Annotated in this window: 25 protein-coding genes; 16 read left to right on the forward strand and 9 right to left on the reverse strand. The window is 70.3% G+C overall.

Features of this window, described 5'->3' with window-relative positions; all coding sequences use genetic code 11:
- Nucleotide 1 precedes the first annotated feature (1 nt).
- From FED44_RS04455 to FED44_RS04465, 3 genes are all read right to left on the reverse strand, one after another.
- Nucleotides 2–1,495 (reverse strand): extracellular solute-binding protein, encoded by a 1,494-nt coding sequence (locus FED44_RS04455; protein ID WP_138459822.1) that lies wholly within the window; start codon nt 1,493–1,495, stop codon nt 2–4.
- The gene (locus tag FED44_RS04460) at nt 1,492–3,585 is read right to left on the reverse strand and encodes a vWA domain-containing protein (RefSeq protein WP_138459823.1); all 2,094 of its coding nucleotides are present in this window, start codon (nt 3,583–3,585) and stop codon (nt 1,492–1,494) included. Before FED44_RS04460 ends, FED44_RS04455 begins: the two co-directional genes overlap by 4 nt.
- Nucleotides 3,586–3,704: 119 nt before the next feature.
- Entirely contained in the window at nt 3,705–5,012 is a 1,308-nt protein-coding gene (locus FED44_RS04465; RefSeq protein ID WP_138459824.1) for an MFS transporter, read from the reverse strand.
- Between the two features lie 101 nt (nt 5,013–5,113).
- On the opposite strand from FED44_RS04465, the gene idi reads away from it, so the two are divergent.
- A complete protein-coding gene (gene idi, locus FED44_RS04470; protein ID WP_111700171.1) occupies nt 5,114–5,707 on the forward strand; it encodes an isopentenyl-diphosphate Delta-isomerase in 594 nt (197 codons plus the stop codon).
- Between the two features lie 85 nt (nt 5,708–5,792).
- On the opposite strand, the gene FED44_RS04475 is transcribed toward idi, so the two are convergent.
- Nucleotides 5,793–6,872, reverse strand: coding sequence for an inositol-3-phosphate synthase (locus FED44_RS04475; RefSeq protein WP_111700075.1), 1,080 nt, complete (start codon nt 6,870–6,872; stop codon nt 5,793–5,795).
- A 13-nt stretch (nt 6,873–6,885) separates the two neighbouring features.
- Nucleotides 6,886–7,524, reverse strand: a complete 639-nt coding sequence (locus tag FED44_RS04480; protein ID WP_111700074.1) for a PadR family transcriptional regulator — start codon at nt 7,522–7,524, stop codon at nt 6,886–6,888.
- A 125-nt stretch (nt 7,525–7,649) separates the two neighbouring features.
- Here FED44_RS04480 and FED44_RS04485 point away from each other — a divergent pair, with 125 nt between their 5' ends.
- From FED44_RS04485 to FED44_RS04505, 4 genes are all read left to right on the forward strand, one after another.
- The gene (locus tag FED44_RS04485; protein ID WP_138459825.1) at nt 7,650–8,033 is read left to right on the forward strand and encodes a DUF5318 family protein; all 384 of its coding nucleotides are present in this window, start codon (nt 7,650–7,652) and stop codon (nt 8,031–8,033) included.
- A gap of 85 nt (nt 8,034–8,118) precedes the next feature.
- A complete protein-coding gene (locus FED44_RS37995) occupies nt 8,119–11,145 on the forward strand; it encodes a transglycosylase domain-containing protein (RefSeq protein WP_167521389.1) in 3,027 nt (1,008 codons plus the stop codon).
- A 114-nt stretch (nt 11,146–11,259) separates the two neighbouring features.
- Entirely contained in the window at nt 11,260–12,660 is a 1,401-nt protein-coding gene (locus FED44_RS04500; protein ID WP_138459828.1) for a glycosyltransferase family 87 protein, read from the forward strand.
- Nucleotides 12,661–12,784: 124 nt separating this feature from the next.
- Nucleotides 12,785–14,020: a glycosyltransferase family 87 protein gene (locus FED44_RS04505; protein ID WP_138459829.1), complete on the forward strand. Its 1,236-nt coding sequence runs from the start codon at nt 12,785–12,787 to the stop codon at nt 14,018–14,020.
- 46 nt (nt 14,021–14,066) lie between these two features.
- On the opposite strand, the gene FED44_RS04510 is transcribed toward FED44_RS04505, so the two are convergent.
- Nucleotides 14,067–14,855: a deoxyribonuclease IV gene (locus tag FED44_RS04510; RefSeq protein ID WP_117408413.1), complete on the reverse strand. Its 789-nt coding sequence runs from the start codon at nt 14,853–14,855 to the stop codon at nt 14,067–14,069.
- Nucleotides 14,856–15,033: 178 nt separating this feature from the next.
- Here FED44_RS04510 and FED44_RS35650 point away from each other — a divergent pair, with 178 nt between their 5' ends.
- The gene (locus FED44_RS35650) at nt 15,034–15,210 is read left to right on the forward strand and encodes a hypothetical protein (RefSeq protein ID WP_165900793.1); all 177 of its coding nucleotides are present in this window, start codon (nt 15,034–15,036) and stop codon (nt 15,208–15,210) included.
- A gap of 33 nt (nt 15,211–15,243) precedes the next feature.
- On the opposite strand, the gene FED44_RS04515 is transcribed toward FED44_RS35650, so the two are convergent.
- Complete coding sequence (locus tag FED44_RS04515; protein ID WP_117408412.1) at nt 15,244–15,576, reverse strand: hypothetical protein; 333 nt, start codon at nt 15,574–15,576, stop codon at nt 15,244–15,246.
- 182 nt (nt 15,577–15,758) lie between these two features.
- Between FED44_RS04515 and rpsF the strand changes: the two genes are divergently transcribed.
- From rpsF to FED44_RS04550, 7 genes are all read left to right on the forward strand, one after another.
- Complete coding sequence (gene rpsF, locus FED44_RS04520; protein ID WP_117408411.1) at nt 15,759–16,049, forward strand: 30S ribosomal protein S6; 291 nt, start codon at nt 15,759–15,761, stop codon at nt 16,047–16,049.
- Nucleotides 16,050–16,140: 91 nt separating this feature from the next.
- On the forward strand, nt 16,141–16,683 hold the full coding sequence (locus FED44_RS04525) for a single-stranded DNA-binding protein (protein WP_117408410.1): 543 nt from the start codon (nt 16,141–16,143) through the stop codon (nt 16,681–16,683).
- Nucleotides 16,684–16,793: 110 nt separating this feature from the next.
- Entirely contained in the window at nt 16,794–17,030 is a 237-nt protein-coding gene (rpsR, locus tag FED44_RS04530) for a 30S ribosomal protein S18 (protein ID WP_036324737.1), read from the forward strand.
- 17 nt (nt 17,031–17,047) lie between these two features.
- Nucleotides 17,048–17,494, forward strand: coding sequence for a 50S ribosomal protein L9 (gene rplI / locus FED44_RS04535; protein ID WP_117408409.1), 447 nt, complete (start codon nt 17,048–17,050; stop codon nt 17,492–17,494).
- Nucleotides 17,495–17,675: 181 nt separating this feature from the next.
- Nucleotides 17,676–18,563 carry an ABC transporter substrate-binding protein gene (locus tag FED44_RS04540; protein WP_117408408.1) on the forward strand — a complete coding sequence of 296 codons (888 nt, stop codon included), beginning with the start codon at nt 17,676–17,678 and terminating at the stop codon, nt 18,561–18,563.
- Nucleotides 18,560–19,495: an amino acid ABC transporter permease gene (locus FED44_RS04545; RefSeq protein ID WP_244301699.1), complete on the forward strand. Its 936-nt coding sequence runs from the start codon at nt 18,560–18,562 to the stop codon at nt 19,493–19,495. The genes FED44_RS04540 and FED44_RS04545 overlap by 4 nt, the downstream gene beginning before the upstream one ends.
- Entirely contained in the window at nt 19,492–20,235 is a 744-nt protein-coding gene (locus FED44_RS04550) for an amino acid ABC transporter ATP-binding protein (RefSeq protein ID WP_117408406.1), read from the forward strand. The genes FED44_RS04545 and FED44_RS04550 overlap by 4 nt, the downstream gene beginning before the upstream one ends.
- Before the next feature lies 1 nt (nt 20,236).
- Here FED44_RS04550 and FED44_RS04555 read toward each other — a convergent pair whose 3' ends face one another.
- On the reverse strand, nt 20,237–21,565 hold the full coding sequence (locus FED44_RS04555) for an MATE family efflux transporter (protein ID WP_138459830.1): 1,329 nt from the start codon (nt 21,563–21,565) through the stop codon (nt 20,237–20,239).
- A gap of 290 nt (nt 21,566–21,855) precedes the next feature.
- Between FED44_RS04555 and dnaB the strand changes: the two genes are divergently transcribed.
- Entirely contained in the window at nt 21,856–23,223 is a 1,368-nt protein-coding gene (dnaB, locus tag FED44_RS04560) for a replicative DNA helicase (protein ID WP_187405964.1), read from the forward strand.
- Between the two features lie 76 nt (nt 23,224–23,299).
- Here dnaB and FED44_RS04565 read toward each other — a convergent pair whose 3' ends face one another.
- Nucleotides 23,300–23,914 carry a PadR family transcriptional regulator gene (locus FED44_RS04565; RefSeq protein ID WP_138459831.1) on the reverse strand — a complete coding sequence of 205 codons (615 nt, stop codon included), beginning with the start codon at nt 23,912–23,914 and terminating at the stop codon, nt 23,300–23,302.
- Nucleotides 23,915–23,971: 57 nt separating this feature from the next.
- Here FED44_RS04565 and FED44_RS04570 point away from each other — a divergent pair, with 57 nt between their 5' ends.
- Nucleotides 23,972–24,568 (forward strand): hypothetical protein, encoded by a 597-nt coding sequence (locus FED44_RS04570; protein ID WP_117408403.1) that lies wholly within the window; start codon nt 23,972–23,974, stop codon nt 24,566–24,568.
- Between the two features lie 49 nt (nt 24,569–24,617).
- Nucleotides 24,618–25,937: a carotenoid oxygenase family protein gene (locus FED44_RS04575; RefSeq protein WP_117408402.1), complete on the forward strand. Its 1,320-nt coding sequence runs from the start codon at nt 24,618–24,620 to the stop codon at nt 25,935–25,937.
- Nucleotides 25,938–25,955: the final 18 nt, after the last annotated feature.

A 25,955-nucleotide genomic window follows, 5' to 3' on the forward strand; every position in this document is an offset into this window, starting at 1 on the left:
GTCAGCCGGGGCAGGGATCGTCCGGCCGCCTGCCGTCCCCGGCCGTCCGCAGGGCCTCGGCGAAGCTGTCGACGTCGATCTCCCGCGCCTCGATCTCGCCGGTCACCGCTTTTCTCGCGCAGGATCTGAACGTGTCGCTGAACGTGGCGTAGTGGGGCCAGACCGGACGTGACTCGGCCCGGCCCAGCGCGTCGTGGATCGCCGTCGCGAAGTCGCCGAGCTCGGGGGCCGTCATCTCCGATCCGGGTTCGGGGGACGGATCCTCCCGATCCTGGAGCTCGCTGCACGTTCGGGGGCCCTTCTTCTGCGACATGTAGAAGTCGTAGACCTCCTTGATGACGGGCGGGTAGCCGCCGCACGCGAACAGCTGCTTCTGGGCCTCGGCCGACGTGAGGAAGCGGATGAGCCGTACCGCGTCCGGACGTTCCTCCTCGGGCATGGTCGCGCTGATCGCGAGGGCGTAGCCCCCCGTGATCCCCTTGCCGGGCAGGTGGGACACCTCGAACAGCGGAGACCCGTCTCCGGCCCGCATCGACGGGTCGAGCGCCAGACGGGGGAAGGCGAACGGCCAGTTCCGCATGTACCCCACGTCCCCGTCCCGGAAAGCCTGCAGGCTGCTCTCCTCCCGGTACCGGAACAGACAGCCGCGGCCGAGGCGGTCCTGGCACCGGGCCTCGGCGCCGGGGGAGGGCGCCGGGCTGGAGGAGGGGCCGCCCGAGCCGGGTGGCCGGCTCCCGTCCCCCGCGAGGCCGTCGAGGAGCCCGCGCAGGTGGGCGAGCGCGTTCTGCGTCTTCTCGGCGTACTGGTCGAGCACGACCTTGTCGCCCTTGGTGATCTCGGCGCCGGAGGAGAGCACCGCCTCCATGAGGTTGACGGTTCCCCCCTCGTAGTCGTCGAACTGCCCGACGTAGCCGTACGTGCCGGCGTAGCCGGTCCGGCTGCCGTCTCCGACGAGATCCGCCCATGTGGCGGGGAGCGGCAGGCCGGCCTTGCGGAACAACAGCGGCGCGTCTGTGGCCAGGGGCTCGGCGTACTGTCTGCGGTCCACCTGTGCCGCCCGCAGCACCTCCTTCGTGACGTGCGGCCACGCCGCGCCGAACTCCTTCGGGGTGAGCTCGCTCAGGTAGCCGTTCCTCGCGAACTCGGGGATGTAGACGACGTCCAGGAGGAAGATGTCGTAGGTGCAGCGGTGCGACTGGGCCGCGGCGGCCATCTCGGCCCTGGCCTCGTCGGTGGAGTCGGAGATCTCGACGAGATCGTCGGTGCGTTTCGACTTCGCGTTCCACTGCCGGACGAGGTCCCTGCGGAAGCCTCCGGCGCTGACGTCGCTGTTCGCCGCGATCGTGATCCGCCCGTCGGAGTGGCAGGCCGTGTCCCTCCCGGTGTGCAGGAGTTGCAGACTCCCGAGGAGGACGCCCACCGCGAACCCTCCGGCGGCGAGCCGCCTCCGGAAGGGGGGAAGCCGTGACCACCACAGCTCCGGTCGCCGGGTCATCGAGACCACTCCCGTAGTGTGAAGATCGCGTTGCGCAGCACGCCCGCCACCGCCTGCGTCCCTGTCCGGGAGGGCTGCCCTCCTCCGATCTCAGCGCAGATCACGCGCTGCTCCGACCCCGGCTTCGCCCCCGGCCCGTGCACCCGCTCCGGCTGCGGGAACCTGCCCCCACACCCGTTGTGCCCGAGGACGAGGACGTAGAGGTTGCGTATCGAGGGGCTGCGACTCAGGGCCCGCACGACGTCCTGCTCCGCAGGTCGGGGATCCCTTCCGGTCCCGAACGGTCCTCCGTCCGTGATGACCACCACCGAACGGGCCGGGGGGCCGAACTTCCTTCCCAACTCCTCTATCGCCGTCCACAGCGGTGCGTCCCGTCCCCGGCTCCGCTCCAGCCGGAAACGCCCGACGAACCTGTCCAGACGGCTCGGCTCGTCCTTGTCGGTGGGATCGCTGACCCTTACGGGACCTTCGTCCTTCTCCCGCCAGAATGTGCTGAGCGACAGGCGGTCGGTCTCGACGAGCGCCTGCCTGATCTCGGGGAGCGCCTCACTCGCGGGAAGGAGCGATCGGGACATCGATCCGGAGACGTCGAGCAGGAACTGCAGGTCGACGGGGTGCAGCCGCCGGGAGATCTCCTTCTGCGCCTGGTCCAGCACGTCATCGCCGCTCTGCTTGGCAGGCGGTGCCGGGCGGCCGAAGAGCGGGTGCTCGTGCGTGAGCCAGGCGGCGAAGCGATCGAGAGCGAGGCGGCTTTCGGCCGTCTCGTCCCGGGAGGCCGGGGCGCCCTCGTCCGGCCAGTCGACGGCGACGAACGGATAGTCGAGGAGGGGCAGACCGGGCGGCCGTTCCTCCGTGAGTCTGGGCTCGTCCTCGCCCATGCCCCGGCAGCCCTCGTCCGTGAGCTCCCCGGCGTTGTACTCCCGCACGCTGTGGGCCGGGATGAGCAGGGCATGCTCATTCTTCTCGGCCCTCGTCATCCGTTTGAAGCGGCACAGGAGCGCGTTGACGCTGTCGTCGGAGACCATGCTCCGCACGGTGTCCTCAGGGCGTTCCAGGCCGACCAGGCGTGCGGCCGCCAGCAGACCGGCCGAGGAGAGACCGGGTTGCGGGTAGACCAGGCGCATGCCCAGATCGGTGCGGACCGTCCGCATGACGTCCGCCAGCGCTCTGTCGCCTCTCCGCTCCGGAGGCAGTCTCTCCAGGTCGTCGGCGCGCTCGGCGAGCATCGCGACGACCAGCTGCTCGCCGGCCACACTCGGGCCCGGGCGCAGCGTCGCCGTTCCGCCGGCCATCCTGTCGCAGGGCTGTCCCGAAGGGCTGCTGGTGCTCTGGAGCCGGAGAACGTGCTCCACCTCGGCGGTGCTGGTGGCGATCCAGGCGTCAGGGCGCCTCCCGAAGAGCCTCGGGAACGACTCGTCTCCCCGGCACCAGCCGAGGGTGAAGCCCTTGGCGATGTCGGCCGCCGACGGCGCGGGGCCGACCGAGATCCGGTACGGCGGGCAGTCGTCCGAATCGCCGGCATAGGCCGCGACGGCATCGCGCAGCTCGTCGACGTTCTCCGGCGCCGTGATCACGAACAACTCCCGCGGATCCGCGCAGGAGGGTGACGACGCCCACCGCACCAGCATCGACGCGCCCCAGACGCCCAGGACGACGACCACACCGGACGCCACGGACAGATAGGCGATCACGAGCACGGGCAGGGCGCGGCGCAGCGTCCGCAGCGTCTTCGCCGTCCGCGTCCGCTGGGAGAGGGGGGCCAGGATCCAGTCCCGGATCCTCGCGGCGGGCGGGCCGAGCCATCCGGTCAGTCGGGCGAGCACACCCGCCGGCCCCCGGCCCGACAGGAAGAAACCGCCGAGCACGCCGGTCGCCAGCACTCCGACGTACGTCGGGACCGGCAGGTGCTCCAGGAAGGCGTGGTATTCCGTCCAGATGCTGTTCGCCGCGGCCGCGGCGAGCGTCGTGACGAGCGTCTCCCGCGCCGCCGCCACCTTCGGGGGCCGCTCCGGGGGCGTCGCCTCCCCCGGTGCGTTCCCTGGCGGCCTGTCGGAGTCGTCTCCTGCGGTCGAGGGGGTCGGGGAGGACATCACAACGGCCTGTTCAGTGATGAGAGGACCGGGAACTGCCGGAATAGTAGCTCTCCGATGATCCGTCAGGGCGCCGTCATGGATATGTCAGGGGCACATCACCTGATCACGCCCGGCCCTTACTCGGGTCGATCGGAGGCGACGGCGGGGTGGCGGGTGGTGGGGGAGGGGAGGACCAGGCGGTAGACCACCGCGCCGAGCAGGTAGCCGACGGCGATCACGGCGAGCGCGGGGTAGGACCTGCCGTCGTGGGGCAGCAGCGCCGCCGCCAGCACCGCGCCGAGGACCGTCATGCCGTTGAACAGCATGTCGTACACGGAGAAGGCGCGGCCGAGGTAGGCGTCCTCGACGTCGCGCTGCACGACGGTGTCGGCGCAGATCTTCACGCTCTGTCCCGCGACGCCGATCACGAGCCCGGCGCCGAGGAAGCCCCACTCGCGGAACGTCACGCACAGCGCGAACTCCAGGATCCCGCAGGTGATCAGCATGGCCGGGACCCAGGTCTCGATGCGGATCCGTTCGGTGGCCCACGGGGTGACCAGCACCGCGGCGAAGCTCCCGGCGCCGACGGCGCCCAGCACGAGCGCGATGCCCTTCAGCGCGTCGTCGGGGTCGCTGGTGAAGGAGTAACGGTAAATGAGGACCACCGCCGCCGTCGAGATGCCGAACATGAGGCGGTGGGCGGCCATGCCGGTGAGGGCGGCCGCCGCCGAGCGCCGGTGCGCGACGTGCCGCGCGCCGTCCACCAGCCCGGTCAGCACGTGCCGTACGGCCTCGCGGGCCTGCGGCCGGTCCGGGTCGTACGCGGGGCCGAGCAGGGAGCGCTCCATCGTCCGGGCGATCAGCGCGCTCAGCCCGAAGACGACGCCGGAGCAGACCAGCAGCACCGCCACGCCCCGGTCGTCCGATCCGGCGATCGTGCGGAGCACCATGGCCGCGCCCATCCCGAGGAACGTCGCCACCGTGCCGGAGGTGGGGGTCACCGCGTTGGCCATCATGAGCTGGTCGCCCGGCACGACGTGGGGCAGCGACGCGCCCAGGGCCGCCAGGAAGAAGCGGTTGACCGCGAGCACGCCGAGCGCCGCCACGTAGAAGACGACGTCGGAGGTTCCCGCCAGGACGAGGCAGGCGGCCAGCACCAGCAGCGTCCCGCGCACGAACGGCGCGATCACGAGGATCTGCCGCCGCGACCAGCGGTCGATGAACACCCCGACGAAGGGCCCGAGCACGCTGTACGGCAGGAGCAGCACGGCGAGGCCCGCCGCGATGTCGGCGGCGCTGGCCTGCCGTTCCGGGCTGAAGAACGCGTACCCGCCGACGGCGAGCTGGAAGATCCCGTCCGAGAACTGCGAGACGAGCCTCGTGGCGAAGAGCCGCCGGAAGTTGCGACCCCGCAGGACCACCCGCAGATCGGAGACGTAGGACACGGCGACAGCCTACGCGGACGATCTCCGGGTGGCATCAGGATCAACCCCGATAAAACCCCCTGCCACTGACCGGCGACGGCGTGACACCGTAGTCTCTGACGGTGACCTCACCGGAACATGTCGTGCTGGTCGACGTCGAGGGCAACCCGATCGGCACCGCTCCCAAGTCCACCGTCCACGGCGCGGACACTCCGCTGCACCTGGCGTTCTCCAGTTATGTCTTCGACCGGCAGGGCCGGGTGCTGCTGTCGCGGCGGGCGGGTCACAAGCTGACCTGGCCCGACGCGTGGACCAACAGCTGCTGCGGCCATCCGCTGCCCGGGGAGCCGCTGTCGGCGGCGGTGGTCCGCCGCCTGGAGTTCGAGCTGGGGCTGATCGTCGAGTCCGTCGACCTGATCCTGCCGCGCTTCGCCTACCGCGCGGTCATGGACAACGGGATGGTCGAGCACGAGCTGTGCCCGGTCTACCGGGCGGTGGTGACGGGAGAGGAGGCCGCGCCCAACGCCGAGGAGGTCGGCGAGGTCCGCTGGGAGCCCTGGGCGAGCTTCGCCGCCGGGGTGACGAGCGGAGAGCTGGACATCTCGCCCTGGGCGCGGGAGCAGGTGCCGCAGCTCGTCGCGCTCGGCCCGGACCCGCTGGCCTGGCCGGTGGCCGACCCGGCGGCCCTGCCGCCGGCCGCGCTCCCTCTCGCCTGAGCCGCCGCCTCCGGGCCACCCATGAGCATGTGAAACCGCCCCGGTCCGTCACGGAACCGGGGCGGGACACGCGGAGAAGAGTCCGTCAGCGCTCGTTCTCGCCCCGGATGAACTTCTCGACGGCCTCGCGGGCGACGTCGTCGGAGTACTGCTCCGGCGGCGACTTCATAAAGTACGACGAGGGCGACAGCAGCGGGCCGCCGATGCCCCGGTCCAGGGCGATCTTGGCCGCGCGGACCGCGTCGATGATGATGCCGGCCGAGTTGGGCGAGTCCCAGACCTCGAGCTTGTACTCCAGGTTCAGCGGGGTGTCGCCGAACGACCTGCCCTCCAGGCGGACGTAGGCCCACTTGCGGTCGTCCAGCCACGGCACGTGGTCCGACGGGCCGATGTGGACGTCGGCCTTCCCCATCTCGTGCGGGATCTGCGAGGTGACCGACTGGGTCTTGGAGATCTTCTTGGACTGGAGGCGGGTGCGCTCCAGCATGTTCATGAAGTCCATGTTCCCGCCGAAGTTGAGCTGGTAGGTGCGCAGCAGCTCCACTCCGCGGTCCTCGAACAGCTTGGCCAGCACACGGTGCGTGATCGTGGCGCCGACCTGCGACTTGATGTCGTCGCCCACGATCGGCACGCCGGCCTCGGTGAACTTCGCGGCCCACTCGGGGTCGGAGGCGATGAAGACCGGAAGCGCGTTGACGAAGGCCACCTTGGCGTCGATCGCGCACTGCGCGTAGAAGCGGTCGGCCTCCTCCGAGCCCACCGGCAGGTAGGAGACGAGCACGTCCACCCGGGCGTCCTTGAGCGCCTGGACGACGTCGACCGGCTGCTCGTCGGACTCCTCGATGATCTCGCGGTAGTACGTGCCCAGCCCGTCGAAGGTGGGACCACGCTGCACGGTGACGCCGAGCGGCGGCACGTCGCAGATCTTGATCGTGTTGTTCTCGGAGGCGACGATGGCCTCCGACAGGTCGCGGCCGACCTTCTTGGCGTCCACGTCGAAAGCCGCGACGAACTCCACGTCGCCGACGTGGTACTCACCGAACCGCACGTGCATGAGGCCCGGCACACGGCTGCCCGGATCCGCGTCCCTGTAGTAGTGGACGCCCTGCACCAGCGATGAGGCGCAGTTGCCCACACCGACGATGGCTACGCGCACCGAACCCATAGCACTCGCTCCTTTACCTATCTGCCTCGGGCGTGTCCGCCCTCTGGGTCTCTTCCTGTACGGCCTGCGCGGGACCCGGGGGGTGATCCCCCTCGCCGGGAGCCGACCGGCTCCGTCGTTCCGAGTCGATCAGCTCGTTCAGCCAGCGAACCTCGCGCTCGACCGACTCCAGCCCGTGGCGCTGGAGCTCCAGCGTGTAGCTGTCCAGTCGCTCCCTCGTGCGGGACAGAGCCTCACGGACGCGGTCGAGGCGTTCTTCCAGGCGGCTGCGGCGGCCCTCCAGGATGCGCAGCCGCACTTCGGCTTCCGTGTGGCGGAAGAAGGCGAAGCGGATGCCGAAGCTCTCGTCCTCCCAGGAGGACGGGCCCGATTGGTTGAGCAGCTCCTGCAACCGCTCCTTACCTTCCGCCGTGAGCCGATAGACGATCTTCGACCTGCGGCCGAGAACCGTGTCCTGCGGGGGCTCCTCCTCGACGATGAGCCCGTCGTTGAGCAGGCCCCTGAGGCAGGGATACAGCGAGCCATAGGAGAACGCACGGAACATGCCGAGCAGCGTGTTGAGCCGTTTGCGCAGCTCGTATCCGTGCAGAGGTGTTTCGTGCAGCGACCCCAGGACGGCGAGTTCCAGCACACCTCCACGAGAGCCCGTCACTGGAACCACCTCCTGTGTCCGACTGATGTATCGACTCGATACATCTGCAGGATACGTCGGGGTGTCATATCTGGCAACGGGTCAACAGTTGGGCAAGATTTGGCAAAGGGTCGTAATCTGGCCACATGTGCTCACAGCGATCGGTCGAGGCCCGAGGCTTCGCCAGGCGGGCGGCCGTACGGTCCTTCCGCGCCGATCGCACGCGGGCGCGGGACGTCTGGGACGCCCGCCCTCTCCTCCCACGTGCGGCCCGGCCTCACGCTGAGCCCACGTCTCGCATCTGCCCCACGCGCGGGCGAAGGAACGTGACCAACGTCACACCTGTGCACGGAGGCGAACGGGGACGAGCGGCGGAACGGACCGGGGGGAGGACGGAGCGCGCCGCGACGGCCCGGGAATACGGCGAATCCCGGGTCTGCGTGGGGGAGGTCTGCCAAGGTTGTACCTGGAACCACCTGGCGGTGTCGTTCGTCCACGGAACAGCCGATCCCCCGGGCCCTTCCCTGTAGGGCGACCCTCCACCTTCCCAGGAGGAACCCTCCCGGCCTGCCGGCCGACGTCGATCAGTTTCCCGAAGACATCTGACGAGGACGTGTGACTTACAGCAGCTACGGACCGGAATCGTCCGGCCGCCCCGAGGACGCCTCGGGCTCCGGTGGATCATCCCGCCCTGGGCGCCGTCGTCGCTCGCCCCGGGAGTCCGACGAGTACGACGCGTACGGCGAGTACGGCGATCCCGCTCCGCCGCGGCAACCCGGCCGGGGTCGCGCGCCGCAGCCGCCCCCTCCCGGACCGGACCCCCGCCGCCGTGAGGCGGCCTTCGAGGACACGGCGGCCATGGGCGCGGTGCCGCCAGGCGGCCCGATGCAGGGTCCGCCGCAGGGTCAGGGACCGGGCCCGCGGGGGCCGATGGGCGGCGGCCGCCCGCCAGGGGGGCACGACCCGCGCTACGGCCCGCAGGGCCCTGGCGGTCCCGGTGGCCCCGGCGGTCCGGGGCGGCCGGGGGTGCCGGGCGCCGACGAGCGCACGCAGGCGCTGGGCATGCCGGCGGGCGGTCCCCGCCGCGACGCCGAGGGACAGCCCACCGAGTCGATGCAGACCGGTGGGCAGACCGGCGGTCGCCGCCGCAGGCCGACCGGCCGCGGCGGACGCGGCCCCGGCGGTCCCGGTGGTCCGGGGGGTCCCGGTGGTCCGGGGGGACCGGGTGGGCCAGGTGGCCCGGGCGGGCGTGGTCCGCGTGACCCGCGCGACTTCGACGACGACGACTTCGAGGAGAACGCCAAGCCCCGCCGTACGGGCTGGAAGCGGTTCGTGCCGAGCTGGAAGATCCTCCTCGCCAGCCTCACCGTGCTGTGCGCCGGCCTCTTCGGCATGATCGCGGTCGCCTACGCGAACACGGAGCTGCCCTCCGAGCACGACGCGCAGGAGGCGGCCAAGGCCCAGGGCAGCACCTTCTACTACCGCGACGGCTCGGTGCTGGCCCGCCTCGGCACCAAGCGGGTGGCGGTCACCATCGACCAGGTGCCCCAGCACGTCCAGGACGCGGTGGTGGCGGCGGAGAACCGCTCGTTCTGGGAGGACGGCGGCATCGACATCGCCGGCCTCACCCGGTCGGTCTGGATGACCGCCACGGGCCAGCAGACGCAGGGCGGGTCGACCATCACCCAGCAGATGGCCCGCAACTACTTCAACGGCCTCAGCACCGAGCAGACCATCAAGCGCAAGGTGAAGGAGATCTTCATCGCGGTCCGGCTCGACAAGGACTGGTCGAAGAACAAGGTCCTGGAGTACTACCTGAACACGGTGCCCTTCGGCCGCAACACCTACGGCATCGAGGCGGCGGCGCGTGAGTTCTTCAACGTGCCCGCCAAGAAGCTCACCGTCGCGCAGGGGGCCTACCTGGCCGGGCGCATCCAGCAGCCCAGCAACTTCGACAACGCCGAGGCCGACGGCAACTACGCGGGCACCGAGGAGCGCTTCAAGTACGTCCTCAACGGCATGTCCCTGATGACGGACAAGGACGGCAAGCCCAAGTATCCGAACATCGCGGCCACCGCGAAGTTCCCCAAGCCGAAGCCGAAGAAGGCCTCGCAGGAGTTCAGCGGGCTCAAGGGCTACATGCTCAGCCAGGCGCTGCACGAGCTGGAGGGCCGCAAGCTCAGCCGCGAGCAGATCGAGAGCGGCGGCTACAAGATCTACACCACCTTCGACAAGAAGCTCATGCAGGCCGCGAAGAAGGCGGTCCTGAACACCACGTCGTCGATGTCGAAGGAGTTCCACACCGGCCTCGCGGCCGTGGACCCGACGAACGGCCGGGTGATCGCGTTCTACGGCGGCAGCAACTACCTCAACGAGACCTGGAACGAGCCCTTCGACTCCAGGAAGCAGGCGGCCTCGGCGTTCAAGCCGTACGTGCTGGCCGCCTGGCTCGACGCGGGCTACAGCCTCAACAGCTACGTCCCCGGCAAGGAGACGATGCCGAAGGAGCTGCCCGGCACCACTCCGATCACCAACGGGCACTCCGTGCCCGCGTCGATCGACGTGATCTACGCGACCGCGCACTCGATCAACACGGCGTTCGCCTCGATGGCGTTCAAGCTGCCCGGCCAGCTGGACGACCTGCGGTCGCTCGCCGAGGCGGCCGGCATCAGCAAGCGGGCGCTGGAGGAGGACAAGAACGGCATCAACGGCCAGAGCGGTCACGGCTACCAGCTCGCGATCGGCAGCGTCGGCGTGACGCCCGTGGAGCAGGCGGCCGGCTACTCGATCTTCGCCAACGCGGGCAAGCACGTCGACTACCACGTGATCAAAGAGGTCAAGCAGGACAAGACCGTCGTGCTGACCGAGGCCCGCGAGGTCAAGCAGGTGATCTCGCCGGAGGCGGCGGCCGACGCGACCTACGCCATGGAGCAGGTCATCAAGTCCGGTACCGCCAGCCGCTGGGGCCCCATCGGGCGCCCCGCCGCCGGCAAGACCGGCACCAACAACGACGAGAAGGAAGCCTGGTTCGTCGGCTACACGCCGCAGCTGGTGACCGCGGTGGGCATGTACCGCGAGCAGTGTGTGACCAAGAGCGGCAAGATCGTGCAGCCGCGCTACTCCAACTGCCCGATCACGCCGAACGGCAAGGAGCACCCGAAGTACAACGGGAACAACCCGTACACCCGCGTCAAGGAGGTGTCGCTGGGCTTCGAAGGCGCCGACTCGCCGACGCACATCTGGCACGACTTCATGGTCGCGGCGCACGAGGGCAAGCCCGTCGAGCAGTTCCCGGCGAAGGCCGGCATGGGCAGCCCGGAGAACCTCGTGCCGAGCCCGACGCCCACCCCGTCCCCCAGCCCGGAGGACGGCGGCGGCGGGTTCCCCAACGACATGCCGACCGACTTCCCGAACGGCGGCGGTGACGGCGGCGACGGTTCCTGTCTCCCCGGCGACCTGTCCTGTGACGGCAGCGTCGGCGGTGGCGATGACGGCGTGGGTCTCGATCTCGGCGACAACGGCCCCGGGGGACAGGGGGGCCCGGGCGGCCAGGGGGGACCAGGGGGACAGAACGCCCCGGCGGACGGCACCGGCGCCCCCGCGTCGGCACCCGTCGCGCAGCAGTCCGGAACCAGTCCCTGAGTCCGGACCGAAACTTCGTGAGACCGTGACGAGGGGGCCAGCGGCGGCGCGCCGCGGGCCCCCTCGAACCGTCTGAGTCGCCAACTCACGGGGTTCGATGGTGCAATACCCACCATGACGACCCGGACCACGAACGACTCCGCCCCGCTGCCCGGGGTCGCCGCGCGGGCTGTGCCGTACCTGCCTCTCGGGCTTCTCGCGGGACTCGGCGCCGTCCTCGCCTACCTGTGGAAGTATCCGTGCCGGTTCGGCGGCGCCTGGGACGGCGGAATCGGGCAGTACACGCACTTCTGCTACACGGACATCTATCCGCTGTTCTGGGCGGAGAAGCTCAACGAGGGCAAGGTCCCGTACGTCGACTACCCGGTCGAGTATCCGGTCGGCATCGGCGGGATCATGGAGTTCGCCCGGCGCCTCGCCGGCGGTGACGGGGTCGTGTTCTACGACGTCACCGTGGTCCTGATGGGCATCGCGCTGGTCGTGGGCGTGCTGCTGACGGCCGCGCTCGCGGGCCGCCGCCCCTGGGACGCCCTCTGGTACGCCGTCGGCCCGGCCGTCATCCTCTGCGCGTACATCAACTGGGACCTCGCCGCGGGCGCGCTCGCGCTCGGCGGCCTGCTGGCCTGGGCCCGGCACCGGCCGTGGCTGGCCGGTGTGCTGCTGGCCCTGTCCGTGGCCACGAAGTTCTACCCGCTGATGTTCTTCGGCGCGTTGTTCCTGCTCACCCTGCGTACGGCCAAATGGATGCCGTTCCTGAAGACCGTCGCGGGGGCGGCCGGCGCCTGGCTGCTGGTCAACGTGCCGATCATGATGATCAACTTTGAGGGCTGGCAGCGGTTCTACGCCTTCAGCAGCGAGCGCGGCGCCGACTGGGGCGGCCTGTGGTTCTTCTTCCAGAAGACGCAGTGGTTCGGCCACGACAGGCCCGAGTTCCTGGCCTTCCTCGGCGACGGCGAGAAGCTGAACACGATGGCCATGGCGGCCCTGGCGGTGCTGCTGCTGGGCGTGGCCGTGCTCGCGCTTACCGCGCCCCGCCGGCCTCGCCTGATGCAGCTGTGCTTCCTGGCCCTGGCCGCCTTCATGATCACCAACAAGGTCTGGTCGCCGCAGTACGTCCTGTGGCTGGTGCCGTTCGCGGTGCTGGCCAGGCCGAGGTGGGGGGCCCTCGCCGCCTGGCAGGTGGCCGAGTGCTGGTACTTCTTCTCGATCTGGCTCTACCTGATCACCCAGATCCCCGACCAGGCCTCGCTCGGCATCGGCGACGACCCGTACTTCCTGTCGGTCTGGGCCCGGCTGCTGACGATCGTCGTCCTCATGGCGCTGGTCGTCTGGGAGATCCTGCGCCCCGAGCACGACGTCGTACGCCAGGGGGATGTGGACGACCCGTCCGGTGGCCCGTTCGACCAGGCCGAGGATCGTTTCGTGCTGCGCCGCGCGGTCCTCGCCCGGGGCGGCTCCGAGGAGCGTGACGGACCGGAGGAGCGGGGCGGACAGGAGCAGCCGGAACCGGTCTGAGGCATGAATCTTTCATCGGATTTCACGGCCCGCGCGCACCCTCGCCGGATGTCTCCGCGAGACGTGCGCGCGGGCTTCGCGTAACGTCGCTCGCAAGCGTGCGGCGAACGGGGAGGAGACGGTGATGCGCCGGAGGCCGCCATGGCTTCTGCTGCTCGTGTGGACGGTGACCAGGGCGGGGCTGTTCCTCGTCGCGACCCAGGCCATCCCGACCGGCCACGGCGACTCCTTCAGCAACGACGTCTCCCTCTACCAGGGCTGGTCGGACGTCCTGGCGCGCGGGGAGTTCCCCGCCGGGGACGACAAGTGGCAGTATCCGCCGTTCGCGGCGCTGCCGATGCTCGTCCCCCGGCTGCTGCCGTTCGAGTATCACGTCGCCTTCTACCTGCTGTCCCTGCTGTGCGACCTCGCGATCCTGTTCCTGGTGTGGCGGTTCTCGCGCTCCCCGCGCGGCGGAGGCCGCACCGGCCCGTGGGCGTGGACCATCGGCGCGGCCCTGCTCGGACCGGTGCTCCTCGGCCGGTACGACCTGATGGTCACGCTGGTGGCGGTGCTGGCGCTGACGGCCTCGGCGAACCCGGTGGTGCGCGGAGCGCTGATCGGCGTCGGGCTCGTCGTCAAGGTGTGGCCGGTCGCGCTGCTCACCGGCCTGCGGCGGTGGCGTGAACTGCTGACCGCCACGGGCTCCACGCTCGTCGTCGCGGTGGCCGGCTGCGGCATGGCCGCGCTGACCCTGCCGCACGCGCTCGACTTCCTGACCGCGCAGCAGGAGCGGGGGCTGCAGATCGAGTCGCTCGCCGCGACGCCGTTCGCGCTCGCCCGGGCCCTCGGGTGGTGGGACGGCTTCACCTCCTACCAGCACGGCTCGATGGAGGCCGTGGGCGCCGGCGTGGACACCGCGACCGGGGTGAGCCTGGCGGCCACGCCCGTGGCGCTCGTGCTGATCGGGGTGTGGTGGCTGCGCGCGGCTCCCAGCCCGCGGTCCTACTACGACGCCGCGCTCACCACCGTGCTGTTCCTGGTCGTCACCAGCCGGGTGCTGTCGCCGCAGTACTTCGTCTGGGTGATCGGCGTCGCCGCCGTCATCCTCGCGGTGCGGCGCGCGGAGCCGGGGCCGACGCAGCGGCCGGCCGCCTGGCTCGTCATGGTCGCCGCCCTGCTCACCGGGATCATGTACCCCTGGGTGGAGCAGGACTACAGCTGGGAGGGCGCGCTGCCCGGCACCGTGGTGCTGACCCTCCGGAACCTGGTCTTCCTGGCCGCGGCGGTCACGTCGTACGTGCAGCTGTGGCGGGCCACGCGCAGGCCGAAGAAGGCGAAGGACGAGCAGGACGTTCCGGAAGCCCTACCCGTTTCCTGAGGTTCGCAATCCGCAGATTTATCCACAGGCTGTGGACGGCCCTGTGTCACAGATGCTTGCGCAGGAACGCGATGTCCTCGGCCTGACCCTCGAACGGCGTCTCGACCACGATCGGCGCCCCGGCCGCGCGGCAGACCGCGAGGATCGACTCGGGGTCGATCTGGCCGGCGCCGAGGTTGGCGTGCCGGTCGGCGCCCGAGTCGAACGCGTCCCGCGAGTCGTTGCAGTGCACGAGGTCGATCCGGCCGGTGATCGCCTTCACCCGCTCCACCAGCCCGGCGAGCTCCTCGCCACCCGCGTGGAAGTGACAGGTGTCGAGGCAGAAGCCGACCATCGAGGGGTCCGGCGCGCCCGCCGTCGCGGCGTCCCACAGCCGGGCGATCCGCTCCAGCCTGCGCGCCATCGCGTTGCCGCCGCCCGCGGTGTTCTCGATCAGGACGGGAATCGGGCACTCGGTGCGCTCGAAGACCTTGCGCCAGTTGTCGAACCCGGTCTGCGGGTCGTCGCCCGCGTTGACGTGCCCGCCGTGGACGACCAGCCCCTTGGCGCCGATCGACGCCGCCGCCTTGAGGTGCGCGTCCAGGAGCTTGCGGCTCGGGATGCGGATGCGGTTGTTCGCGGTCGCCACGTTGATGACGTACGGCGCGTGCACGTAGACGTCGACGTCCGAGGCGCGCAGGGCGTCGGCCGTGGCCGGGAGCACCGGGCTCTTCCATCCCTGCGGGTCGCCGAGGAAGAACTGCACCACCTCGGCGTCGCGGGCCGCCGCGTGCGCCAGCGGGTCGTCCTGGTCGACGTGGGCCCCGATCCGCGGGCCGGCGCTGTGGCTGTCCATGGAGGTCCTCCAACACGTGCGTGCCTGGTGAGCGGCTGCCGGACGCGGAGGGCGAACTGTAGGCGCTCTCCAAGAGCGTTTCAAGAGGGTGCGCTGTTTCAAAAGAGCGCACCAGGGAAGTCGCGTGTCACGCGCCCTGAGACCCGCGCGCCGATCCTACTTCGTCAGGGAGACGAGCATGAGATACCGCTTAGGCAGCTTCATCCTTCTCATCTACATCCTCGTCGGCCTCTACGTGGCCTGGATCCACCACTACATCACCCCCACCCTCATCAAGCAGGTCGCCCAGGCCCTGATCGCCGTCTTCCTGTGGTTCCTCGTGCTCCTCGGCGTCGACCTGCACATCGGCGGCTGAGCCGCCTCCGGTCGGAGCGGCGCCGTGGACGAGTCAGTTGCGCAGGGTGAACCCGCGGGGGAAGAAGCCGCCGTGCGCGATCCCCAGCGCCGCGCCGACGAACGACCCCACGATCCCCACGATGATCAGTGCCCGTTGCCTGCTGGTCGACGAGACGAACTGTGCGTAGAGGCCGCCCCAGAACCCGATCGCGCCGACCCAGGACGCGACCATGTGCGCCTGCACGACGAACCCCGTGACGAACGCCACCAGACCACACGCGAGCGTGGCGATCGTCAACGCGTTCTCCCGCGGGTGCGGACGCCCGTCGGTGTTCAGCGTCAGGTGACCGGGGCGCCTCCTTCTCCGGCCGATGACACGTGGCATCGCGCCTCCCCCCTCTCCGACCTCCAGTTTCGCTCTCCGTCCGGCGTACGGCCAAGGGGCTGGTAGCCTGGTTCGACTGCGTGTGACACAGCTGGGGCGGCTTGGCCGCCCGGCATCGCGCAGGTCCTCCTGTCACGGCAAGGCGTCGTGACCGCAAGAGTCCAGAGGAGGTTGGATAACACATGCGTCGCTACGAGATGATGGTCATCCTCGACCCGTCCCTCGACGAGCGCACCGTGCAGCCGTCGCTCGACCAGTTCCTCGCCGTCGTCCGCAATGACGGCGGAAGCGTGGAGAAGGTCGACGTCTGGGGCCGTCGCCGCCTGTCCTACGACATCGAGAAGAAGTCCGAGGGCATCTACGCGGTGGTCGACCTGACCGCCGAGCCCGCCACCGTGAAGGAGCTGGACCGCCAGCTCAACCTGAACGAGGGCATTCTCCGCACCAAGGTCATCCGCCCCGAGCTGCACTAGACGGCTCCGAAGCCCGGCGGTTTGTCGGGCCCGAGCCGTACTCTGAGCCCCTGACGGCTCAGCTGACGGGATAGGAAGGCGAAAGCGACCGATGGCAGCAGGCGACACACAGATCACCATTGTCGGCAATCTTGTCGACGACCCGGAGCTGCGCTTCACCCCGACGGGGCAGGCCGTGGCCCGGTTCCGCATCGCGTCCACTCCGAGGTTCCTGGACAAGCAGACCAACGAGTGGAAAGACGGCGAGGGCCTGTTCCTCACCTGCAACGTCTGGCGGCAGGCGGCGGAGAACGTCGCCGAGAGCCTCCAGCGCGGCATGCGGGTGATCGTGCAGGGACGGCTGCGCCAGCGTTCGTACGAGACCAAGGAAGGCGAGAAGCGCACGGTCTACGAGGTCGAGGTCGACGAGGTCGGTCCTTCGCTGCGCAACGCGACGGCGAAGGTCAACAAGACCTCGCGCCAGGGCGGAGGCGGCGGCTTCGGCGGCGGCCCGGCCAACGACCCGTGGGCGTCCGCGGCTCCCGCTCCGCAGGGTGGCTACGGCTCCGGCGGAGGGGGTGGCGGCGGCTTCGGCGGCGCTCCCCAGGGTGGTGGCGGCTTCGGCGGCGACTTCAGCGACGAACCGCCCTTCTAGGGAAACGACCTTCGGGAACGACCCGGTCCCGGGCCTTCCGGTCCCACCAACTGTAAACACAACCGAGCGACCATTCCCGCGAAACGCGGGGCTCTGAAAGGAGCACCACGATGGCGAAGCCGGCAGTGCGCAAGCCCAAGAAGAAGGTTTGCCTCTTCTGTCACGACAAGATCTCCTACGTCGACTACAAGGACACGGCGCTGCTGCGGAAGTTCATTTCCGACCGCGGCAAGATCCGTGCTCGCCGGGTGACGGGCAACTGCACCCAGCACCAGCGCGACGTGGCCACCGCTATCAAGAACGCTCGTGAGATGGCCCTGCTGCCGTACACGAGCACCGCGCGCTGAGAAGGGAGACCCAGGACATGAAGCTCATTCTCACCACTGAGGTCTCCGGGCTCGGCGCTCCCGGCGACGTTGTCGAGGTCAAGGACGGCTACGGCCGCAACTACCTTATTCCCCGTGGCTTCGCCATCCGCTGGACCCGCGGCGCCGAGTCGCAGGTCGCCTCGCTGAAGAAGGCCCGCGCCTCCCGCGAGATCCGCGACCTCGGCTCCGCCAAGGAGGTCGCCGGCCAGCTCGGCGCGCTCAAGGTCAAGCTGAAGACCCGCGCCGGCGAGTCCGGCCGGCTGTTCGGCTCGGTCACGACCGGTGACATCGCCGACGCCGTCAAGGCCGCCGGCGGTCCCCAGCTCGACCGCCGCCGGATCGAGATCGGCAACGCGATCAAGAGCGTCGGCACCCACAAGGTCAGCGTCCGGCTGCACCCGGAGGTCGCCGCCACCCTCGATGTCGAGGTGGTCGCGGGCTGACACCCGCCGCAGTCCGTCGAGGGCCCTTCTCCGTCCGCGGAGAGGGGCCCTTCGTCGTCCGAGCCGTGTGGGCGAGCGGAATTCCGAGATCTCCCCAGGTAAAGGGGGGTTCTACGGAACGCTAGTATCATCCCATCCGTTTTGACGGATTTCGTGGAAAGACCCCCTGATGGAGGCTGTGATGCGCCGTCCCTCTCTGCTGCTGGCGTCCGGTGCCCTCACGCTGGCGGCCGCCGCCTGCGCCCCGGCGAACGACGCCTCCACCACCGCGAGCTCCTCGGCGGGCACGTCGGCGGGTGCCTCCACGGGCGCCGACACGTGTGCCAAGGAGAGCCTGAAGCTCACCACCCCCGGCAAGCTCACCATCGGCACGGACAAACCGGCGTACGAGCCGTGGTTCAAGAACGACGACCCCTCCAGCGGTCAGGGGTTCGAGAGCGCCGTCGCCTACGCGGTGGCCGGGCAGTTGGGCTTCACCAGGGACGAGGTCGCCTGGACGGTCGTGCCGTTCGACTCGTCGTTCGCCCCCGGGCCCAAGCAGTTCGACTTCGACGTCAACCAGATCTCCATCACCCCCGAGCGGGCCAAGGCCGTCGACTTCAGCCAGGGCTACTACACCGTCAAGCAGGGCGTGGTCGCCCTGGAGGGCGGCGAGTACGCCTCCGCCACCAGCCTCGCCGATCTCAAGGACGCCAAGATCGGTGTGCAGGCGGCCACCACCGCGCTGCAGGCCGTACGGTCGGTCATCCAGCCGGCCAAGGACCCGAGCGTGTTCAACCAGCAGGTCGACGCGATCACCGCGCTGAAGAACAAGCAGATCGACGCCATCGTCGTCGACCTGCCCACCGCCTTCTACGTCACGGCCGCGCAGGTGAAGGGCTCGAAGATCGTCGGCCAGTTCGCCGCGACCGGCGGCGAGCCGGAGGAGTTCGGCCTGCTGTTCCAGAAGGGCAGCTCCCTGGTGAGCTGCGTCGACAAGGCGCTTGGCGAGCTGCGGAGCTCCGGTGAGCTGGCGAAGATCGAAGGCGAGTGGCTGACCGCCGCCGCGGGCGCGCCGGAGCTCAAGTGACCGACGGGCACGCGGCGGCGCCGTACGGGCTGCCCGGCCGGGAGGACGATCCCGATCGCGGTCCGGACGGGCCGGGCGATCCGCCGGAGTGGGTGAAGAGCGAGCGGCAGCTTCGCCGGGAGGCGGAGCTGCGCGCCCGCGGGCGGCGGTCGGTGTCCATCGCCACCGCCTCCACCATCGTCGTGGTGGTCGCCCTGGTCGTCGGGATCACCAAGTCGCCGGGGTGGCCGCGCGTCCAGGAGACCTTCCTCAGCCCCGAGGCGTTCGTCGCCGCGCTGCCCGACGTGCTGCGCGGGTTCCTGCTCAACATCAAGATCTTCCTCATCGCCGAGGCGTTCATCCTGGTGGTGGGCCTTCTCGTCGCGCTGGTGCGCGGCCTGCGCTCGCCGGTGTTCTTCCCGCTGCGCGCGCTCGCCGTGCTCTACACGGACATCTTCCGCGGCGTCCCCACGATCCTGCTGATCTACCTGGTCGGGTTCGGCGTTCCGGCGCTCCAGTTGCAGGGCGCGCCGAGCGACCCGGTCACACTCGGCATCATCGCCCTCGTGCTGTCCTACGGCGCGTACGTCGCGGAGGTGTTCCGCTCGGGGATCGAGTCGGTGCACCCCAGCCAGCGGGCGGCGGCCCGGTCGCTGGCCCTCACCCACGGCCAGACCATGCGCTACGTGGTGCTGCCCCAGGCCGTCCGCCGGGTGGTCCCGCCGCTGCTCAACGACTTCGTGTCGCTGCAGAAGGACACCGCCCTGGTGGCCGTGCTCGGTCCGCTGGAGGCGCTGCGGCAGGCGTCCATCCACGCATCCTCCGACTTCAACTACACGCCCTATCTCGCCGCCGCGCTGCTGTTCATCGCGCTGACCGTGCCGATGGCCCGGCTCACCGACCATCTCGCCGCGCGGGCGGCCCGGCGCCGTACGGGAGGCGGGGACGCATGAGCCTGCTTAAGGTCGAGGGTGTCTGGAAGCACTACCACCGGCAGAGCGTGCTGCGCGGCGTCGACCTGGAGGTCGCCCCGCACGAGGTGGTCTGCCTGATCGGCGCGTCCGGCTCGGGCAAGTCGACGCTGCTGCGCTGCGTCAACCTGCTGGAGACGATCGACGACGGCGCGATCCACCTGGACGGGACGGAGATCACGGACCCGCGGGCCGACCCGGACGACGTGCGCCGCCGCATCGGCATGGTGTTCCAGGCCTACAACCTGTTCCCGCACATGACCGTGCTGGACAACATCACGCTCGCGCCGCGCAGGGTCCACGGCGTACGGGCGGAGGAGGCCGAGGCGCGGGCGCGTGAGCTGCTGGACCGGTTCGGGCTGGCCGGCAAGGCGGACGAGTATCCCGACCGGCTGTCCGGCGGACAGCAGCAGCGCGTCGCCGTGATCCGCGCGGTCGCGACCACGCCGCGCCTGCTGCTGCTCGACGAGGTGACCTCCGCGCTCGACCCGACGCTGGTCACCGAGGTGCTGGGGATCATCCGCGAGCTCAAGGACACCGGGATGACCATGATCCTGGCCACCCATGAGATGGGCTTCGCCCGTGACATCGCCGACCAGGTCTGCTTCCTCGAAGGCGGCGTGCTGCTGGAGAGCGGTCCGCCCGGGCAGATCTTCTCCGAGCCCCGGCATCCCCGCACCCGCGCGTTCCTCCAGCGCGTGCTGGAGGCCCGCCGCATGTGAGTCAGGTCGCCGTCCGCGAGGTGCCGGTCACCATCCAGGCGGTGCCGTACGCTCGGACGCCGAGCGTGACCAGCCGGGCGGCCATCCACGCGCCGAGCGCGAGCCACAGGGCGACCAGGGTGCCCGCCACCGCGGCGAACGGCAGGAAGGCCAGCGTCGTCCACAGCCCGGCGTGGGCGAGGTAGCGCTGGTCGCCGGCGCCGATGAGCACCCCGTCCAGCACGAACACGACACCCGCGACGGGCTGGAGGAGGGCCACCGGCCACAGCACGGCCAGCAGTTCGGCGGCGGCCTCGCCCCGCGCGTCGAACAGGGCCGGGACCAGCGGCCGGGCGGCCAGCACGAGCGCGCCGAACACCACGCCGCAGGCGACGCCCCAGATCAGCATGCGCCGGGTCGCCGTGCGGGTGCCCGAGGTGTCTCCCGCGCCCAGCGCGCGGCCGGTGATGGCCTGACCGGCGATGGCGATCGCGTCGAGGGCGAAGGCGAGGAAGGTCCAGATCCGGGTGGCGATCGTGTGCGCGGCGATCTGCTCGTCGCCCATGCGGGTGGCGATCCCCGCGGCGACGAGCAGCACCGCCTGCAGGCACGCCGTACGGACGACCAGGGCCAGCCCGGCCGCTCCGGCGGCGCGCAGCCCCGCGAGGTCGGGCAGCAGCGAGGCGCCGTGCGCGCGGGCGGCGCGCACGACCATCACGAGATAGGCCGCCGCCGCGAGGGCCTGGGCGAGGACCGTGCCCCAGGCCGACCCGGCGAGCCCCCAGCCGAGCCCGAGCACGAACCAGGCGTTGAGCAGCCCGTTCAGCGCGAACGACGCCACGGAGACCACGAGCGGCGTCCGCGTGTCCTGCATTCCCCGCAGCACGCCGGTGCCGGCGAGGACCAGCAGCATCGCGGGGATGCCGATGAGGCTGATGCGCAGGTAGGTGACGGCCTCCGTGGCGAGCTGGCCCACCGCTCCGAACAGGTGTACGATAAACGGAGCAAGAGGCCAGCACGCCACACCGACGGCCAGGCCGATGATCGCGGCCAGCCACAGGCCGTCCATCCCCTGGCGCATCGCCTGCCTGACGTCCCCCGCCCCAAGCCTCCGCGCGACCGCGGCCGTGGTGGCGTACGCGAGGAACACGCACAGCCCGACGAGAGCCGACAGGGCCGCGCTGGCCACACCGAGCGCGCCGAGCGCTGGATCGGGGAGGTGGCCGACGATGACCGAGTCGGTGAGCAGGAAGAGCGGCTCGGCCACGAGTGCCCCGAATGCCGGGATCGCGAGCCTCAGGATCTCCCTGTCGTGGGCACGTCCGCGTCCTGTTCTGGAGGTAAGGGACATACGCCTATTTTGCGGCTTACGGGGTCATGCTCGATCAGTATCGGGAATCCCTCTGCGACTTTCTTTCCTCCACAGGCGGTGGACAGTGAAACCGCAGGTGACGATGGATTCCCCCGATGCGGCCGCGCGGCTGTCCACAGGCTCGTCCCCAGGCTTCCCACATGTCACGGGCGTGCCTGCACACGTTGTCCACAGGCTTGTCCACCGGCCGGGTTGCCGCCCCGCCCCGAGGTTGGGGAGACTGTCGCACCGGGTTGGGGATGCTGTGACCGCTGGGCAGGGGGTGTGAGGTGAGCGTGCTCGACTTCCCGGGAGGCCCGGGAGGCTCCGAATCGACGTTCGAGCGGACGCCGCCGCACAACATCGAGGCCGAGCAGTCGGTGCTGGGCGGCATGCTGCTGTCCAAGGACGCCATCGCCGACGTCATCGAGGTGCTGCGCGCCGACGACTTCTACCGGCCGGCCCACCAGATCGTCTTCGACGTGATCACCGATCTCTACGGCCGGGGCGAGCCCGCCGACTCGGTGACCGTCTTCGACGAACTGCAGAAGCGGGGCGAGGTCGCCCGCGTCGGCGGCGGCGCCTACCTGCACACCCTGACCGCGATCGTGCCCACCGCCGCGAACGCCGGCTACTACGCGAAGATCGTGCGGGAGCAGGCCGTCCTGCGGCGCCTCATCGAGGCGGGCACCCGCATCGTCTCCTACGGCTACGGCGGTCAGGGCGAGGAGGTCGACGACCTGGTCGACCGCGCCCAGGCCGAGATCTACAAGGTCACCGAGCGCCGCACCTCCGAGGACTACCTCCCGCTGTCGGACATCATGCCCGGCGCCCTGGACGAGATCGAGGCCATCGGCAGCCGCAGCGGCCAGATGGTCGGCGTTCCGACCGGCTTCCAGGACCTCGACGTCCTCACCAACGGCCTCCACCCCGGCCAGATGATCGTCGTGGCCGCCCGCCCCGCGATCGGAAAAAGCACCCTAGGTCTGGATTTCGCCCGGTCTGCAGCGATCAGGCATGGGATGACCACGGTCATCTTCTCGCTGGAGATGTCGCGCAACGAGATCACGATGCGCCTGCTGTCGGCGGAGGCGCGGGTCCCGCTGCACACGATGCGCTCGGGCACGATGAGCGACGACGACTGGACCCGGATGGCCCGCCGGATGGGGGAGGTCGCCGAGGCGCCGCTGTTCATCGACGACTCCCCGAACATGTCGATGATGGAGATCCGGGCGAAGTGCCGCCGCCTGAAGCAGCGGCACGACCTGCGCTTCGTGATCGTCGACTATCTGCAGCTCATGAGCTCGCCGAAGAAGACCGAGAGCCGGCAGCAGGAGGTCTCAGAGCTGTCCCGGGCGCTCAAGCTGCTGGCCAAGGAGCTGGAGGTGCCGGTCATCGCCATCTCCCAGCTCAACCGTGGCCCCGAGCAGCGTACGGACAAACGCCCGCAGGTGTCGGACCTACGTGAGTCTGGATCTATCGAGCAGGACGCCGACATGGTCATCCTGCTGCACCGGGAGGACGCGTACGAGCGGGAGTCGCCGCGCGCGGGCGAGGCGGACCTGATCGTGGCCAAGCACCGAAACGGCCCCACGGCCACGGTCACCGTCGCCTTCCAGGGCCACTACAGCCGTTTCGTCGACATGGCCACCCATTAGGCGACTCACGCACTGACCGGGTGGGCCGCGGCCCCGGGCGGCCGTCCGTCGGGAGGCCGCGCCGGGGCCGGGAGCCTCACTCGGCCGCGGCGGGCTCGATGGCTTCGGCGGTCTCGGCGGGCGCGGTGAGCGTCTCGGTGAGCGTCTCGGTGGGCACGGTGCTCTGGTGGGGCAGGGCCGCGATCCGGGCGGCCGCCCACTCGGCCCAGTCACGCTGGGCGGCGGTCAGGCGCAGACCCCACTCCAACGCGAGGTCTCCGTACAGCCGCAGCGCGTCCTCGCCCTGGCCGATGATCTGTTCGCGCACGCCGCGGAGCGCGGCGTGCTCCTTGCGGGCCTGTACGGCGAGCCTCTCCAGGTAGCCGTGGGCCTGGTCCGGCGTGACCGTGTCGAGGAAGAACACCCGCAGCAGCATGTCGCTGCGCCGGCTCTGCGTGGGCGGCTCCTCCACCAGCCAGTGGCGCAGCTCGGCGAGGCCCTCTCCGGTGATCCGATACTCCTTGCGTCCGCGCGGGCCCTCGGCGGCGACCTCGATCAGACCCTCGCGATCCAGGCGCGTCAGCTCCGAGTAGAGCTGGCTCTGGGTGGCCGGCCAGACGTTGGCCAGCGATATCTCGAACGTCTTCAGCAGGTCGTACCCGCTGGCCGGGCCGGCCGACAGGAGCCCCAGCAGTGCGTGACGAAGACTCATGCGCCAGATCCTACATTCCTGTGTTGACATGTCATCTCTGGAGCTTCTACTTTTGACATGTCACAACTGGAACGTCATCCGAAGGAACCCGCCGTGCTCCGTTACGTCCTCACCTTCCTCCCCTGGATTGTCTTCTCCGTGCTCAGCACCAACGGCGAGGCGAGGTACGGAGCCGGGGCCGGTCTCCTCGTGGCGATCGTTCTGCTGGCCGTCGACCGCCGCGCGGGGCGCGGCTGGGACGAGATCGTCCTGGAGCTCAGCTCGGGCGTCTTCTTCGCGGCCCTCGCGCTCGTCGCCTTCACGGTCACCCCGGCGCCGCTCGGCGAGTACGGACCGGCCGTGTCGGTCGGCTGGCTGGCGCTCACCGCCTGGGGGTCGCTGGCGGTCCGCAGGCCGTTCACGCTGGGCATGGCCCGCCGTTCCACGGCCCCCGAGGTGCACGCGACCGAGATCTTTTACCAGGTCAACGCCGTCATCACCACCGTCTGGGCCGCCGCGTTCACGCTCACCGCCGTCGCGCTCGCCCTGCTGCTCGCCTTCGAGCCGCAGGCCACCGCCGCCCTCGTCACCGTGAAGGTCTGTGGTCTCGCACTGCCCGCCCTGTTCACGGTCCGCTACCCCCGGATCGTCCGCGCCCGTTACAACGCCGCCTGAAGCCGCCTGAAAGCCGTCTGGAAAGCCGTTCTGAAAGGAGCCACGAGACATGACCGCTTCCTACCTCTCCGGCCGCCTCGCCCCCGTACCCGACGAGATCGACGCGCTCGACCTGCCCGTGGAGGGCACGCTGCCGCCCGAGCTGACCGGCCGCTACTTCCGCAACGGGCCCAACCCCCGCCCCGGCGAAGAGCCCGGCCACTGGTTCGTCGGCCACGGGATGATCCACGGCATCCGGTTACGCGAGGGGCGTGCCGAGTGGTACCGCAACCGGTGGGTGCGCACCACCCGCCTCGACGGCGCGCCCTACCTCGGCGACAAGGGCGTCGACCTGGCCGCCGTCCCCGCGAACACCCACGTCGTCTCGCACGCCGACAAGATCTTCGCGCTGGTCGAGAACGGCCTGCCGTACGAGATGACGCCGGAGCTCGACACGGTCGGCCCCTGCGACTTCGGCGGCCGGCTCGCCACCGCGATGACCGCGCACCCCAAGGAGGACCCGGTCACCGGGGAGCTGCACTTCTTCGGGTACGGCTGGGCGCCGCCCTACCTCACCTACCACCGCCTGTCCGCCGCCGGTGAGCTGGTGGAGACCCGTGAGGTCGAGGTGCCCGGACCCACGATGGCGCACGACTTCGCGATCACCGCGAACCACGTCGTCTGGCTCGACCTGCCGGTCGTCTTCGACGTGAACCTGGTGGGCCGGAGCATGCCGTACCGGTGGGACGACCTGTACGGCGCCCGGCTCGGCGTGATGAGCCGGCGCACGGGGCAGGTCCGGTGGTTCGAGATCGACCCCTGCTACGTCTTCCATGTGGGGAACGCGAGCGAGGACGAGCAGGGGCGGATCGTCGTCGACGCCGTGCGTTACGCACCGGGGGCGTTCCAGGCCTTCTGGCCGACCATCGGCGGCACGGCCAGCCCCGCCGCGCACACCGGCGGCGCGGCGCTGCACCGCTGGGTGCTCGACCCCGCGACCGGCGTGTCGAAAGACGAGGCCCTCGACGATCGGGACGTCGAGTTCCCCACGGTCAACGAGACGCTGACCGGCCTGCGCAGCCGCTACCTCTACGCGGTCACCAAGGACGCGATCGTGAAGTACGACACGGGCGCCGGCACGAGCGTGGCCCACGAGACGGGAGACCGCACGCCCGGTGAGGCCGTGTTCGTGCCCGCCGCCACAGACGGCGCGGGCGGCACGGGCGGCTCCGGTGACGAGGACGCGGGCTGGCTGCTGTCGATCGCCGGCACCGACGACGGCGCCGAGCTGCTCGTGCTCGACGCGTCGGACCTGTCCCAGGTCGCGTCGGTACGGCTGCCGCGGCGGGTGCCCGCCGGGTTCCACGGCTCGTGGATCCCCGACGCCTGAGGCCGTCGTCGCCCGTAC

It is taken from the genome of Microbispora triticiradicis, assembly GCF_005864065.1.
Taxonomy (GTDB): Bacteria; Actinomycetota; Actinomycetes; order Streptosporangiales; family Streptosporangiaceae; genus Microbispora; species Microbispora triticiradicis.

Excerpts from the sequence above, each read along its gene's own strand:
- FED44_RS04455 (WP_138459822.1), bottom strand. The coding sequence starts at position 1,495 with ATGACCCGGCGACCGGAGCTGTGGTGGTCACGGCTTCCCCCCTTCCGG.
- FED44_RS04460 (WP_138459823.1), bottom strand. The coding sequence starts at position 3,585 with ATGTCCTCCCCGACCCCCTCGACCGCAGGAGACGACTCCGACAGGCCG.
- FED44_RS04475 (WP_111700075.1), bottom strand. The coding sequence starts at position 6,872 with ATGGGTTCGGTGCGCGTAGCCATCGTCGGTGTGGGCAACTGCGCCTCA.
- FED44_RS04485 (WP_138459825.1), top strand. The coding sequence starts at position 7,650 with ATGTGCTCACAGCGATCGGTCGAGGCCCGAGGCTTCGCCAGGCGGGCG.
- FED44_RS04500 (WP_138459828.1), top strand. The coding sequence starts at position 11,260 with ATGACGACCCGGACCACGAACGACTCCGCCCCGCTGCCCGGGGTCGCC.
- FED44_RS04505 (WP_138459829.1), top strand. The coding sequence starts at position 12,785 with ATGCGCCGGAGGCCGCCATGGCTTCTGCTGCTCGTGTGGACGGTGACC.
- FED44_RS04510 (WP_117408413.1), bottom strand. The coding sequence starts at position 14,855 with ATGGACAGCCACAGCGCCGGCCCGCGGATCGGGGCCCACGTCGACCAG.
- FED44_RS35650 (WP_165900793.1), top strand. The coding sequence starts at position 15,034 with ATGAGATACCGCTTAGGCAGCTTCATCCTTCTCATCTACATCCTCGTC.
- FED44_RS04515 (WP_117408412.1), bottom strand. The coding sequence starts at position 15,576 with ATGCCACGTGTCATCGGCCGGAGAAGGAGGCGCCCCGGTCACCTGACG.
- rpsF (WP_117408411.1), top strand. The coding sequence starts at position 15,759 with ATGCGTCGCTACGAGATGATGGTCATCCTCGACCCGTCCCTCGACGAG.
- FED44_RS04525 (WP_117408410.1), top strand. The coding sequence starts at position 16,141 with ATGGCAGCAGGCGACACACAGATCACCATTGTCGGCAATCTTGTCGAC.
- rpsR (WP_036324737.1), top strand. The coding sequence starts at position 16,794 with ATGGCGAAGCCGGCAGTGCGCAAGCCCAAGAAGAAGGTTTGCCTCTTC.
- rplI (WP_117408409.1), top strand. The coding sequence starts at position 17,048 with ATGAAGCTCATTCTCACCACTGAGGTCTCCGGGCTCGGCGCTCCCGGC.
- FED44_RS04540 (WP_117408408.1), top strand. The coding sequence starts at position 17,676 with ATGCGCCGTCCCTCTCTGCTGCTGGCGTCCGGTGCCCTCACGCTGGCG.
- FED44_RS04550 (WP_117408406.1), top strand. The coding sequence starts at position 19,492 with ATGAGCCTGCTTAAGGTCGAGGGTGTCTGGAAGCACTACCACCGGCAG.
- FED44_RS04555 (WP_138459830.1), bottom strand. The coding sequence starts at position 21,565 with ATGTCCCTTACCTCCAGAACAGGACGCGGACGTGCCCACGACAGGGAG.
- FED44_RS04565 (WP_138459831.1), bottom strand. The coding sequence starts at position 23,914 with ATGAGTCTTCGTCACGCACTGCTGGGGCTCCTGTCGGCCGGCCCGGCC.
- FED44_RS04570 (WP_117408403.1), top strand. The coding sequence starts at position 23,972 with ATGTCACAACTGGAACGTCATCCGAAGGAACCCGCCGTGCTCCGTTAC.
- FED44_RS04575 (WP_117408402.1), top strand. The coding sequence starts at position 24,618 with ATGACCGCTTCCTACCTCTCCGGCCGCCTCGCCCCCGTACCCGACGAG.